Raw genomic sequence first — 12,740 nt, 5'->3', positions numbered from 1 at the left:
GTAGATTGAAGCGCTTTCAATGGGTTTTGCTTTTGGCCGTGCTGATCATAGCAGGCCGTGCAGAAATTGTACAAGCAGCTGGTAATGCAGAACAAACGGAAGACCATGCTGAAACAGCTGAGCAATTAGCGGAAAGGACAGCAGCCTCGCTTGAAACAGATAAGATCGGGGAATTTTGGAATGACATTATGACAGAATACGGCGGACTGCTGCCGGAAAGCCAAAAAGGCAGCTTAATGGAGTTTATCAATGGCGATAAATCATTCTCACCGCAAGAATGGCTGAAAGCTCTCTTTTCTTATTTGTTTCATGAAGTGCTTGCCAACGGAAAGCTGCTGGGCACATTGATTTTGCTCACGATTTTTTGCGTCATTCTGCAGCTTTTGCAAAATGCTTTTCAGCAAAGCACCGTCAGTAAGGTCGCTTACTCAATTGTGTACATGGTGCTGATTATCCTTGCGCTTAATAGCTTTCATGTGGCAATTAACTATGCAACTGAGGCGATTCAGACGATGACCAGCTTTATCCTGGCGCTCATTCCGCTCCTCTTGGCGCTTTTGGCTTCCTCAGGCGGAGCTGTATCTGCTGCCTTCTTTCATCCTGTTATCCTCTTCCTGATGAACACGAGCGGTCTCTTGATTCAGAATATCGTCATGCCGCTGATTTTCTTATCAGCGATTCTGAGCATTGTCAGCACCATGACCGAACAATACAAAGTAACGCAGCTGGCCAACCTGCTCAGAAATATTGCCATCGGAGCGCTGGCTGTTTTTCTTACCATCTTTCTCGGCGTCATCTCTGTTCAGGGAGCCTCGGCTGCAGTGACAGACGGCATTACGCTCAGGACGGCTAAATTTATAACCGGAAATTTTATTCCTGTGCTTGGCCGAATGTTTACAGACGCAACAGATACAGTAATCAGCGCCTCTTTACTGCTGAAAAATACGGTAGGGATTCTCGGTGTCGCTATTTTGATCTGTATCGCGGCATTTCCGGCAATCAAAGTGCTTTCCCTCGCTTTTATTTATAAGCTGGCAGCCGCGATTCTTCAGCCGCTTGGAGGCGGGCCCGTCATCACCTGCCTCGACGTCATCAGCAAAAGCGTCATTTATATTTTTGCAGCTCTCGCTATTGTGTCTCTCATGTTTTTTTTAAGCCTTACTGTCATAATCACAGCCGGAAACCTCACGATGATGATGAAATGAAGGAGGCAGGCGAATGAGTTTTTTAACGGAATGGCTTACCACCATCGTGTTGTTTATCCTATTTGCAATTGTGATTGATATGCTGCTGCCGAGCTCCAGCATGCAAAAGTACGCAAAAATGGTAGTCAGCCTGCTCTTGATTGTCGTCATGCTTACGCCGATTTTTAAACTTTTCAAGACAGACCCCGAAGTCATCTTTGAATATCTCACAAAAAACGGGCAGTCAGAGTCTTCCGACATAAAAAATCAAATCAATTCAAAAAAAATAGAAATACAAGCTTCCCAGCGCGCATATATTCTAGAAGAAATGGCTGTCCAACTAAAAAAGAAAGCGGAGGAGAGATTCAGTCATGATGAATATAAAGTAGGCCGCATCAAACTCACGGCAGGAAAAAAGGTAGATTCAGAAGAGGATATTAAAACAATCAGCGTGTATATGGCCCCGTCTTCTGAAAAAACGGTCCAAACGGTCGCGCCGGTCCACATTGATACAGATCATGCATACGTAACGAAAGAAGCAGCCGAACAAAAAGAAGCCAAACAGATAAAAACGCAGCTCGCGGACATTTGGGAAATCGGAAGTGAGAAAATTACGGTTCATATGGAAGGCGGGGAGAGTGTCGGCAATGAATAAAAACGGATTATGGAATGTATTGAAAAAGCAGTTTCTTCCGGGACAAATGAAGGACGGCGAAAAGCCGAAGCTGACCAAATATCATTACTTTCTATTCGTTTTTGTTCTCGGAGTTTCCTTTATGCTTGTCAGCCAGCTGTTTTCTTCACCTGAGAAAACAGAAAACGCCAAAACGATAACGGCCGTATCATCGCAACATTCTGCGGGCAGCAAAGAGAAAACAGCTGAAGTGTTTAAAGCCTCAAAATCTGATAAACCTAAAGACTCGATCGATGACTATGAAAAAGAATACGAAAATCAGCTGAAAGAAATTCTTGAAACAATCATTGGTGTGGACGATGTCTCGGTTGTCGTGAATGTAGATGCAACGTCGCTGAAAGTATACGAAAAAAACAAATCAAACAAAAATACAACCACCGAAGAAACTGACAAAGAAGGCGGAACAAGAAGCGTTACAGACCAAACATCGGAGGAAGAAATCGTCATGATCAAAAACGGCGATAAAGAAACACCTGTCGTCGTCCAAACGAAAAAACCTGATATACGCGGTGTACTCGTTGTTGCTCAAGGAGTGGACAACGTTCAAATAAAACAAACCATTATCGAAGCGGTGACACGGGTCCTGGATGTTCCAAGCCACCGGGTTGCGGTTGCCCCTAAAAAAATAAAGGAGGATTCATAAATGCTTAAAAAACAAACCGTTTGGCTATTAACAATGCTCAGTCTTGTCGTGGTGTTAAGCGTCTACTATATCATGTCGCCGGAAAGCAAAAACGCCGTGCAGATGCAAAGTGAAAAAAGCGCGTCTGACAGCGGAGAGGTCGCAACTGAAAAAGCGCCTGCCAAGCAAGACACGAAGGAAAAAAGCGGTACAGAAACTGAAAAAGGAAAAGAAGATGGAACAAAGGGAACGAAAGATTCATCAGCAGACAAGGAAACATCCGCTGAAGCCAGTGAAAAAGGAACTGTTGTTACGGAAACAGCCGATGATGATTTGTTTACAACGTACCGTCTTGATTTAGAAGATGCCAGAAGCAAAGAAAGAGAAGAGCTGAATGCCATTGTATCAAGCGATGATGCAACAGCCAAGGAGAAAAGCGAAGCATACGATAAAATGACGGCTCTCAGTGAAGTGGAAGGAACAGAAAAACAGCTGGAAACGCTGATTAAAACACAAGGTTACGAGGATGCGCTCGTTAATGCTGAAGGAGATAAAATCAATATTACAGTCAAATCAGACAAACACTCCAAATCGAAGGCGACAGCCATTATAGACCTTGTGGCAAAAGAAATCAAAACAATGAAAGATGTCGCTGTCACATTTGAACCATCCAAGTAAGAAAGAGGAAAAAGAAGCCCGCTAAACAAGCGGGCTTTTTGCGTTGCTCTCATATTAGAGTTGAATTCAAAAGTCCGCTCCTGTAAGATGAACATAGTATGTACTTTTAGTAGTAACCTATAAAAAAGAAATTTCATACATAGGAGTGCGATTGAATGTTAAATATCAAAGAAATCCACGAGCTGATTAAAGCAATTGACGAGTCTACAATTGACGAATTCGTATATGAAAATGAAGGTGTATCCTTAAAACTGAAAAAACACGAAGCAGGCACGGTTCAAGTCATGCAGCAGGCACCGGCAGCACCTGTACAAGCACAGGCTCCGCAGGCAGTTCAGCCGCAAGCGCAGCAAGCAGCGGCACCTGCCCAAGAAGCACCAAAGCAAGATGAGAATCTGCATAAAATCACTTCACCAATGGTAGGAACATTTTATGCTTCTTCATCACCGGAAGCTGGCCCGTATGTAACAGCCGGTTCAAAAGTAAATGAAAACACAGTTGTCTGCATTGTAGAAGCGATGAAGCTTTTCAACGAAATCGAAGCAGAAGTGAAAGGCGAAATCGTTGAAGTATTAGTAGAAAACGGCCAGCTGGTCGAATACGGACAACCTCTATTTCTTGTAAAAGCGGAGTAAGGAGACTGAACATGATTAAAAAGCTATTGATCGCCAACAGAGGAGAAATTGCTGTCAGAATCATCAGAGCCTGCAGAGAGCTCGGAATTGAGACTGTCGCTGTTTATTCAGAAGCTGATAAAGATGCCCTTCATGTTCAAATGGCCGATGAAGCTTTTTGTATCGGACCGAAAGCATCAAAAGACAGCTATTTAAACGTTACAAATATTGTGAGTGTTGCAAAGCTGACTGGCACGGACGCCATTCATCCGGGATACGGATTTTTAGCTGAAAATGCTGATTTCGCTGAATTATGTGAAGAAGTGAATGTCACGTTTGTCGGCCCGAGCGCTGACGCCATTTCAAAAATGGGAACAAAAGACGTTGCGCGGGAAACGATGAAACAGGCCGGCGTGCCAATCGTACCGGGTTCACAGGGAATTATAGAAAATGTGGAAGAAGCGGTTTCGCTTGCTAATGAAATTGGGTATCCTGTAATTATAAAAGCCACCGCAGGCGGAGGCGGAAAAGGAATTAGGGTTGCCCGCACTGAAGAGGAACTGATTAATGGCATTAAGATTACACAGCAGGAAGCGGCAACTGCATTCGGAAATCCAGGTGTATACATCGAAAAATACATAGAAGATTTTCGCCACGTTGAGATCCAAGTGCTTGCTGATAACTACGGAAATACGATCCATTTGGGCGAACGCGACTGCTCGATCCAAAGACGCCTGCAAAAGCTTTTGGAAGAATCACCATCTCCTGCCCTTGATTCAGAAATCAGGGAGCAAATGGGAGATGCAGCGGTAAAGGCTGCAAAAGCGGTTGGCTATACAGGTGCTGGAACAGTTGAATTTATCTATGACTACAATGAACAGCGCTATTACTTCATGGAAATGAACACGAGAATCCAGGTGGAGCACCCAGTCACAGAAATGGTGACGGGAACTGACCTGATCAAGGAACAAATCAAAGTGGCTTCAGGAATGGAACTGAGCCTCAAGCAAGAAGATGTTGAATTTGAAGGCTGGGCCATCGAATGCCGAATCAACGCAGAAAACCCAAGCAAAAATTTCATGCCGTCACCTGGTGAAATTAAAATGTACCTGCCTCCTGGCGGTCTTGGTGTCCGTGTCGATTCAGCTGCGTACCCTGGCTATTCCATCCCACCGTACTATGACAGCATGATTGCAAAGGTAATCACATACGGAAAAACGAGGGATGAAGCGATTGCCCGCATGAAGCGCGCATTGAGCGAATTCGTCATCGAAGGCATTGAGACAACAATCCCTTTCCATTTAAAACTGCTTGAACACGAAACATTTGTGAGCGGAGAGTTTAATACGAAATTTTTAGAAACATATGATGTAATGGGCTCATAATTTTTACGGAGGTGAATTGAATGAAAGACAACAGCTTGCTTAAAATGGATCACGAAGATACGCATTTGGGTAAGGTTGAGATTGCACCGGAAGTCATTGAGGTCATTGCCGGCATTGCAGCATCAGAAGTTGATGGGGTTGCCGAAATGCGCGGAAACTTTGCGACAGGCGTCGTTGAGCGCTTTGGCAAAGTGAATCATGGCAAAGGTGTCAAAGTCGACCTGGCGGATGACGGAATTACGATCGATGTATACTGTGTCGTTACATTTGGCGTTTCGATTCCGAAAGTTGCAGCATCCGTTCAGGAAAACATTCGTCAAACCTTATTAAATATGACGTCTCTTTCGATTAACGAGATCAATATTCACATCGTCGGCATTCAATTTGACACAAAAGCCCAAGAAGTCCAAATCGACGAAGAAATGTAAATGGCTTAACACGAAACCAAGGGGAGGGCGGCCCTTTGGTTTTTTTACACGTTACCCTTTATTTCAAAGCATGAAGAAAGCCGGCTTACATAGCCGAGTTTCTTCATGAACGTGAAATCCGAATAATCATATTAAGGTGTGTGAAAATATTCGGTAATAGGGTAAAAAAACCTTGATTTCAATATGCGGATACGAAAAAAATATGTTATGATCTCTTTGTGGCTTAACGACAAGCGGATAAAGAGGATCAAAGGAGAAAGAAAATGAAAAGAAGAACAGCAAGAGAAAAAGCTTTGCAGGCACTATTTCAAATTGATGTCAGCGATATTGCAGTGAATGAAGCCATAGAACACGCACTGGATGAAGAAAAAACAGATCCTTTCTTTGAACAGCTTGTACACGGGGTATTGGAACACCAAGACCAGCTGGATGAAATGATCTCCAAGCATCTGGTGAATTGGAAGCTCGATCGGATTGCCAATGTTGACCGTGCGATTTTGCGCCTGGCAGCATATGAAATGGCATATGCCGAAGACATTCCGGTTAATGTCTCCATGAACGAAGCGATTGAGCTGGCAAAACGGTTTGGTGATGACAAAGCGACAAAGTTTGTAAACGGGGTTCTTTCTAACATTAAATCTGATATTGAACAATCATAGGAGGAAAGAAAATGACTGCAACAATCATCGACGGAAAAGAAACGGCTAGAGAAAAACGCGAACAATTGGCAAAAGAGGTAGAAGAGCTTAAAAAGCAAGGCGTCACTCCCGGACTGGCGGTTATTTTGATTGGAGATGATCCTGCTTCTCACTCTTACGTGCGAGGAAAGAAAAAAGCGGCAGAAACAATGGGAATGAATTTCAAGCTCGATCAATTTGACAGCAGCCTCACAGAAGCTGAACTGCTTTCCATTATTGATCAATATAACCAAGACCCTGAGTTTCATGGCATTCTCGTTCAGCTTCCGCTCCCAGACCATATTTCTGAAAAAGCGGTGATCGAACGTATCTCTCCTGATAAAGATGTAGACGGTTTTCATCCGTTAAACGTAGGGAAAATGCTGCTTGGCGAAGATACGTTTCTTCCTTGCACGCCTCATGGAATTGTTGAGCTTTTGAAGAAAACCAATATTGACCTTTCCGGTAAAGAGGTTGTTGTAGTCGGCCGAAGCAACATTGTCGGCAAACCTGTCGGCCAGCTTTTATTAAATGAAAACGCGACGGTTACTTACTGTCATTCAAGAACAGAAAATATTACTGAACATACGAAAAAAGCGGACATCCTGGTGGTGGCAGTCGGCAGAGCCAACTTCATCAGTGCAGACCAGATCAAAGAGGGCGCTGTTGTCATTGACGTCGGCGTTAACCGTCTGGAAAACGGAAAGCTTTGCGGAGACGTTGAATTTGAAGGGGCAAAGGAAAAAGCGTCCTTCATCACGCCGGTTCCGGGCGGAGTAGGCCCGATGACCATCACGATGCTTGCGCATAATACTGTTAAATCTGCGAAACGTACGTTATCATAGATAATTGGAGATATTCACAGGCGAAATGTTTACCCGCCTTGAATATGAGCACGATACCCGCTTCTTCAGGCTCCTAAAGCCAGGGCGGGTTTTCTTTAGTTATGGTGCAGGAATGCTTAGGAGAGGAGTTTTTAGACATGGGTGAAGCAGCGTATGTGACCGTCTCAGCGCTGACAAAGTATATAAAACGAAAATTCGATGTAGATCCTCACCTTGAAAATATTTGGATTAAAGGCGAATTGTCGAATGTAAAGATACACACACGAGGGCATATTTATTTCACTTTAAAAGACGAAAACGCAAGAATGCAGTCGGTGATGTTCGCGAGACAAAGCGAGCGTCTGCCTTTTAAACCTGAAAACGGAATGAAAGTGCTGGTAAGAGGCGGAATTTCCGTATATGAACCGAGCGGAAACTATCAATTATATGCCAAAGAAATGCAGCCTGACGGGGTTGGAGCGCTTTATTTAGCGTACGAAGAATTAAAAAAGAAGCTTGCCGGAGAAGGTTTATTTGACGACCGCTACAAAAAACAAATCCCCGCATTTCCAGCCACAATCGGGGTTGTGACATCTCCAACGGGTGCCGCTGTCAGAGACGTTATTACAACTCTAAAAAGAAGATATCCCCTTGTAAAAGTCATTGTTCTTCCAGCGCTCGTACAAGGTGAAAATGCGAGCAGATCCATCGTTACGCGCATTGAAGAGGCAAATGAAAAAGAGATTTGCGACGTATTAATTGTCGGGAGAGGCGGCGGTTCGATAGAAGAACTGTGGGCATTCAATGAAGAAATTGTAGCACGCGCCATCTTTGCTTCCAATATTCCGATTATATCGGCAGTCGGACATGAGACGGATTTTACGATTAGTGATTTTGTCGCCGATATCAGAGCTGCGACGCCGACAGGAGCAGCTGAGATTGCTGTGCCTCATACCACTGATTTAATCGAACGGACAAAAACAGCGGAAGTCAGAATGACAAGAGCAATGCAGCAGCATCTCGGCCAGAAAAAAGAACGGATACAAACGCTGCAATCGTCCTATGCCTTTCGTTTTCCAAAGCGTTTGTATGCGCAAAAAGAGCAGCAGTTTGACCTCGCGTACCAGCAGTTTCAAGCACAGCTGACCGCTCTTTTAGATCGGAAAAGCAGACAGCTGGAGCGTGAAACGTACAGATTAGAGGCATTGCATCCTCATGAACAGCTGAAACAAGCGAGAACACGATACCAGGAACAAACAAATCAGCTGAGAAAAAATATGAATATCCAAATGAAGCAGCTGCATTCCCAATTTCAAACCGTTCTTGGCAAGCTGAATGCACTAAGTCCTCTTCAAGTGATGGAAAGAGGATACAGCTTGGCTTATAAAGAAGATAAACTCATTAAAAGTGTCAGTCAAATAGAAGAGCAGGACCGGCTTGAAGTCAAGCTGAAGGATGGCGTGCTGACCTGTGAAGTATTAGAAAAGAGAGGGGAAGAAAAATGACAGACGTGAAAAAAAATGAAAACATGACATTTGAAGAAGCGATGAAAGGGCTTGAGAGCATTGTATCAAAGCTTGAAGAGGGAGATGTGCCTCTAGAGCAAGCCATTAACTATTTCCAAGAAGGCATGGCTCTGTCAAAAATGTGCCATGAAAAGCTGCAAAAAGTCGAAAAGCAAATGGACTTCATTTTAAAAGAAGACGGCGAAGTGGCACCTTTCAGTGTTCAGGAGGAAGACGAAGGTGACAAATAAATTAACGAGCTTTCTGGCGGACCGGAAAAAAACAATTGAAAATCAGCTTTCTGTCTATACAGAAAAGCTTGATATGCCGGACTCATTAAAGAAATCTATGCTATATTCTCTACAGGCCGGCGGAAAGCGGTTGCGGCCTCTGATTGTACTGGCTGTTTTAAATGCATATGGAAAAAGCGAAAAAGACGGCATTCCGGTGGGCTGTGCTGTCGAAATGATTCACACGTATTCGTTAATTCATGATGATCTTCCATGCATGGATGATGACGATTTGCGCCGCGGGAAGCCGACAAACCATAAAGTGTTTGGTGAAGCGACGGCAGTATTAGCGGGTGACGGGCTGCTCACAGAAAGCTTTAAGCTGATTACCTCCCACGTGTCAGACGAGGTGTCAGCAGAAAAGCGCCTGCGGCTTGTGAATGAACTGATTTCAGCGGCAGGCACCGAAGGCATGGTCGGTGGGCAAGTAGCTGATATGGAAGCGGAAAACCGACAAGTCACGCTTGAAGAGCTCGAATCCATTCATGAACGGAAAACTGCCAAGCTCCTTGGCTTTTGTGTAATCGCCGGTGCTATTTTGGCTGATGCGCCTGAGGAAGACATTGAAACACTGCGTACCTTCAGCAGCCACATTGGAATCGGATTTCAAATCAGAGACGATATTTTAGATTTAGAAGGCAGTGAAGAGAAAATCGGCAAACGTGTCGGCTCGGATACCACAAATGACAAATCGACATACCCGTCGCTTCTTTCATTGGAAGGGGCCAAACATAAATTGGATGTTCATATAAAAGAGGCGAAGCGATTGATCGGCGGACTCTCTCTTCAAAAAGACCTTTTATATGAGCTTTGTGATTTAATTGCGGCAAGAGATCACTAAAACGATCCTAATTTGAAGCGGCTGCACGAGGTATGGTAAAATGTAAGCAGTTTATATGAAAAATGAAAAGGAAAAGCGCGTTTGTCTTTTTTTATGTCTGAGATTATTGTCAGCTCGGCATGCAAAAGACATGTATCATTGCAGAAATTCATGCTGAAAGTGAGTTGATCCGCTTTGGATCTTTTATCAATACAGGACCCGTCGTTTTTAAAAAACATGTCCATTGATGAATTAGAGAAATTAAGTGATGAAATCCGTCAGTTTTTAATTACAAGTTTATCCGCTTCCGGCGGCCACATCGGCCCAAACTTAGGTGTCGTAGAGCTTACTGTTGCCCTGCATAAGGAATTTAACAGCCCGAAAGACAAATTTTTATGGGATGTAGGCCATCAGTCGTATGTCCATAAGCTGCTGACAGGACGCGGAAAAGAATTTGCGACGCTTCGCCAGTACAAAGGGCTTTGCGGATTTCCAAAGCGGAGTGAAAGCGAGCACGATGTTTGGGAAACCGGGCACAGCTCGACTTCTCTGTCAGGCGCGATGGGAATGGCAGCTGCCCGTGATATTAAAGGAACGGATGAATATATTATTCCGATCATTGGTGACGGCGCGCTGACCGGCGGTATGGCGCTCGAAGCCCTTAACCACATCGGCGACGAGAAAAAAGACATGATTGTCATCCTTAATGATAATGAAATGAGTATTGCGCCAAACGTCGGTGCCATTCACTCTATGCTCGGACGGCTCCGCACTGCGGGGAAATACCAGTGGGTCAAAGATGAGCTTGAATACTTATTTAAAAAGATTCCGGCAGTTGGGGGCAAGCTTGCCGCCACGGCGGAACGGGTCAAAGACAGCCTGAAATACATGCTCGTCTCCGGAATGTTTTTCGAGGAGCTCGGTTTTACGTATTTGGGCCCAGTGGACGGACATTCTTATCATGAGCTGATTGAGAATCTTCAATACGCCAAAAAAACGAAAGGCCCTGTTCTTCTGCACGTCATTACGAAAAAAGGGAAGGGGTACAAACCGGCTGAGACCGATACGATTGGGACATGGCATGGTACCGGACCATATAAAATTAATACCGGTGACTTTGTAAAGCCGAAAGCCGCAGCTCCTTCGTGGAGCGGTCTTGTCAGCGGAACTGTGCAGCGAATGGCGCGCGAGGACGGACGCATTGTAGCCATTACGCCGGCTATGCCTGTCGGTTCAAAGCTTGAAGGCTTCGCAAAGGAATTCCCTGACCGGATGTTCGACGTAGGAATCGCAGAACAGCATGCCGCAACAATGGCTGCAGCTATGGCAATGCAGGGTATGAAGCCGTTTTTGGCGATTTACTCAACCTTCCTGCAAAGGGCATATGACCAAGTTGTTCATGACATCTGCCGCCAAAACGCTAATGTGTTTATTGGAATTGACCGTGCAGGACTCGTTGGCGCTGATGGAGAGACACATCAAGGCGTGTTTGATATTGCGTTTATGCGCCACATTCCAAACATGGTCTTAATGATGCCGAAAGACGAAAATGAAGGCCAGCACATGGTTCATACAGCACTTAGCTATGACGAAGGCCCGATAGCAATGCGTTTTCCGCGCGGAAACGGACTCGGCGTAAAAATGGATGAACAGTTGAAAACGATTCCGATCGGTACGTGGGAGGTGCTGCGTCCAGGGAACGATGCTGTCATCTTAACATTCGGCACAACAATCGAAATGGCGATTGAAGCAGCCGAAGAGCTGCAGAAAGAAGGCCTTTCCGTGCGCGTTGTGAATGCGCGTTTTATTAAGCCGATTGATGAAAAGATGATGAAGAGTATCCTAAAAGAAGGCTTGCCAATTTTAACAATTGAAGAAGCGGTCTTAGAAGGCGGTTTCGGAAGCTCGATTTTAGAATTCGCTCATGATCAAGGTGAATATCATACTCCGATTGACAGAATGGGTATACCTGATCGGTTTATTGAACACGGAAGTGTAACAGCGCTTCTTGAGGAAATTGGACTGACAAAACAGCAGGTGGCAAATCGTATTAGATTACTGATGCCGCCAAAGACACACAAAGGAATTGGATCATGACGTCAAAGAAAGAACGATTAGATGTATTATTAGTGGAAAGAGGGCTGGCGGAAACGCGTGAAAAAGCCAAAAGAGCCATTATGGCGGGGATCGTCTATTCAAACGAAAACCGCTTGGACAAGCCTGGAGAAAAAATTGACCGCGACCTTCCGTTAACTGTCAAAGGAAACCCGCTGAGGTATGTGAGCAGGGGCGGCTTAAAGCTCGAAAAAGCGTTGAAGGAATTTCCCGTCTCTGTCAAAGATAAAATTATGATTGATATTGGCTCCTCCACCGGCGGTTTTACGGACTGCGCTTTGCAAAATGGAGCTAAACAGTCATACGCTGTGGATGTAGGCTATAATCAGCTTGCATGGAAGCTTAGACAGGATGAACGGGTCGTCGTGATGGAACGGACGAACTTTCGTTATGCAACACCGGCAGACTTTACAAAGGGCATGCCGGAGTTTGCCACAATTGATGTGTCCTTTATTTCACTGCGGCTCATCCTGCCTGTCCTAAGGACTTTGCTCGTACCGGGCAGCGACTGCATGGCTTTAGTTAAGCCTCAGTTTGAAGCGGGACGGGAATCCGTCGGCAAAAAAGGGATTGTTAGAGATCCTAAAGTGCATGCTGATGTGCTCAAGCGAATGATCAGTTTTTCTGCCGCTGAAGGCTATATCTGTAAAGGCTTGTCATTTTCTCCAATCACGGGAGGAGACGGAAATATTGAGTTTCTCCTTCATTTGCATTGGCCGGGAGAGGGACAGGAAGGCCAGGAACTGCCGGAAGAAGAGATCATGCGCGTTGTAGAAGAAGCACATAAGACGTTAAAAGAAAAAAAAGCAGATGTACCGGAATAATAGGGCGCTATTATTCCTTTTTTCTGCATTCATGTACAATGTGCAGAGAATCATATAACATAAAAGAACAGATAAGCTTG

14 protein-coding genes are annotated in these 12,740 nt (G+C 44.7%); all 14 read left to right on the top strand.

The features are described from left to right. Positions 1-5 precede the first annotated feature (5 nt). Positions 6-1,205, top strand: coding sequence for a stage III sporulation protein AE (spoIIIAE, locus tag MKX38_RS11970; protein WP_003230230.1), 1,200 nt, complete (start codon positions 6-8; stop codon positions 1,203-1,205). Between the two features lie 13 nt (positions 1,206-1,218). Further along, positions 1,219-1,839, top strand: a complete 621-nt coding sequence (gene spoIIIAF, locus MKX38_RS11965; RefSeq protein ID WP_339187245.1) for a stage III sporulation protein AF — start codon at positions 1,219-1,221, stop codon at positions 1,837-1,839. Then, the gene (spoIIIAG, locus tag MKX38_RS11960) at positions 1,832-2,521 is read left to right on the top strand and encodes a stage III sporulation protein AG (RefSeq protein WP_033885014.1); all 690 of its coding nucleotides are present in this window, start codon (positions 1,832-1,834) and stop codon (positions 2,519-2,521) included. The genes spoIIIAF and spoIIIAG overlap by 8 nt, the downstream gene beginning before the upstream one ends. Beyond that, positions 2,522-3,178 (top strand): stage III sporulation ratchet engulfment protein SpoIIIAH, encoded by a 657-nt coding sequence (gene spoIIIAH / locus MKX38_RS11955; RefSeq protein ID WP_003230250.1) that lies wholly within the window; start codon positions 2,522-2,524, stop codon positions 3,176-3,178. Positions 3,179-3,333: 155 nt separating this feature from the next. After that, entirely contained in the window at positions 3,334-3,813 is a 480-nt protein-coding gene (gene accB, locus MKX38_RS11950; RefSeq protein WP_003230252.1) for an acetyl-CoA carboxylase biotin carboxyl carrier protein, read from the top strand. An 11-nt stretch (positions 3,814-3,824) separates the two neighbouring features. Continuing rightward, positions 3,825-5,177 carry an acetyl-CoA carboxylase biotin carboxylase subunit gene (gene accC / locus MKX38_RS11945; RefSeq protein WP_003230253.1) on the top strand — a complete coding sequence of 451 codons (1,353 nt, stop codon included), beginning with the start codon at positions 3,825-3,827 and terminating at the stop codon, positions 5,175-5,177. Between the two features lie 20 nt (positions 5,178-5,197). Further along, the gene (yqhY, locus tag MKX38_RS11940; RefSeq protein WP_003230254.1) at positions 5,198-5,605 is read left to right on the top strand and encodes a fatty acid biosynthesis protein YqhY; all 408 of its coding nucleotides are present in this window, start codon (positions 5,198-5,200) and stop codon (positions 5,603-5,605) included. A 263-nt stretch (positions 5,606-5,868) separates the two neighbouring features. Next, positions 5,869-6,264, top strand: coding sequence for a transcription antitermination factor NusB (gene nusB / locus MKX38_RS11935; protein ID WP_003230256.1), 396 nt, complete (start codon positions 5,869-5,871; stop codon positions 6,262-6,264). Positions 6,265-6,275: 11 nt separating this feature from the next. Then, positions 6,276-7,127, top strand: coding sequence for a bifunctional methylenetetrahydrofolate dehydrogenase/methenyltetrahydrofolate cyclohydrolase FolD (gene folD, locus MKX38_RS11930; RefSeq protein WP_003230259.1), 852 nt, complete (start codon positions 6,276-6,278; stop codon positions 7,125-7,127). A gap of 137 nt (positions 7,128-7,264) precedes the next feature. Then, a complete protein-coding gene (gene xseA, locus MKX38_RS11925) occupies positions 7,265-8,611 on the top strand; it encodes an exodeoxyribonuclease VII large subunit (RefSeq protein ID WP_015251733.1) in 1,347 nt (448 codons plus the stop codon). Continuing rightward, positions 8,608-8,862, top strand: coding sequence for an exodeoxyribonuclease VII small subunit (locus tag MKX38_RS11920; protein WP_339187241.1), 255 nt, complete (start codon positions 8,608-8,610; stop codon positions 8,860-8,862). The genes xseA and MKX38_RS11920 overlap by 4 nt, the downstream gene beginning before the upstream one ends. Beyond that, on the top strand, positions 8,852-9,742 hold the full coding sequence (locus tag MKX38_RS11915; protein ID WP_003230262.1) for a polyprenyl synthetase family protein: 891 nt from the start codon (positions 8,852-8,854) through the stop codon (positions 9,740-9,742). The genes MKX38_RS11920 and MKX38_RS11915 overlap by 11 nt, the downstream gene beginning before the upstream one ends. A gap of 174 nt (positions 9,743-9,916) precedes the next feature. Then, entirely contained in the window at positions 9,917-11,818 is a 1,902-nt protein-coding gene (gene dxs / locus MKX38_RS11910; RefSeq protein ID WP_003245985.1) for a 1-deoxy-D-xylulose-5-phosphate synthase, read from the top strand. Next, positions 11,815-12,660 (top strand): TlyA family RNA methyltransferase, encoded by an 846-nt coding sequence (locus MKX38_RS11905; RefSeq protein WP_003230264.1) that lies wholly within the window; start codon positions 11,815-11,817, stop codon positions 12,658-12,660. The genes dxs and MKX38_RS11905 overlap by 4 nt, the downstream gene beginning before the upstream one ends. Positions 12,661-12,740: the final 80 nt, after the last annotated feature.

Source organism: Bacillus sp. FSL M8-0025 (assembly GCF_037975475.1).
In the GTDB taxonomy this organism is placed as follows: domain Bacteria; phylum Bacillota; class Bacilli; order Bacillales; family Bacillaceae; genus Bacillus; species Bacillus subtilis.
This window is presented reverse-complemented; position numbering and strand designations above follow the sequence as displayed.

Coding starts and splice junctions, on each gene's coding strand:
- spoIIIAF (WP_339187245.1), top strand. CDS start 1,219: ATGAGTTTTTTAACGGAATGGCTTACCACCATCGTGTTGTTTATCCTA.
- spoIIIAG (WP_033885014.1), top strand. CDS start 1,832: ATGAATAAAAACGGATTATGGAATGTATTGAAAAAGCAGTTTCTTCCG.
- spoIIIAH (WP_003230250.1), top strand. CDS start 2,522: ATGCTTAAAAAACAAACCGTTTGGCTATTAACAATGCTCAGTCTTGTC.
- accB (WP_003230252.1), top strand. CDS start 3,334: ATGTTAAATATCAAAGAAATCCACGAGCTGATTAAAGCAATTGACGAG.
- accC (WP_003230253.1), top strand. CDS start 3,825: ATGATTAAAAAGCTATTGATCGCCAACAGAGGAGAAATTGCTGTCAGA.
- yqhY (WP_003230254.1), top strand. CDS start 5,198: ATGAAAGACAACAGCTTGCTTAAAATGGATCACGAAGATACGCATTTG.
- nusB (WP_003230256.1), top strand. CDS start 5,869: ATGAAAAGAAGAACAGCAAGAGAAAAAGCTTTGCAGGCACTATTTCAA.
- folD (WP_003230259.1), top strand. CDS start 6,276: ATGACTGCAACAATCATCGACGGAAAAGAAACGGCTAGAGAAAAACGC.
- xseA (WP_015251733.1), top strand. CDS start 7,265: ATGGGTGAAGCAGCGTATGTGACCGTCTCAGCGCTGACAAAGTATATA.
- MKX38_RS11920 (WP_339187241.1), top strand. CDS start 8,608: ATGACAGACGTGAAAAAAAATGAAAACATGACATTTGAAGAAGCGATG.
- MKX38_RS11905 (WP_003230264.1), top strand. CDS start 11,815: ATGACGTCAAAGAAAGAACGATTAGATGTATTATTAGTGGAAAGAGGG.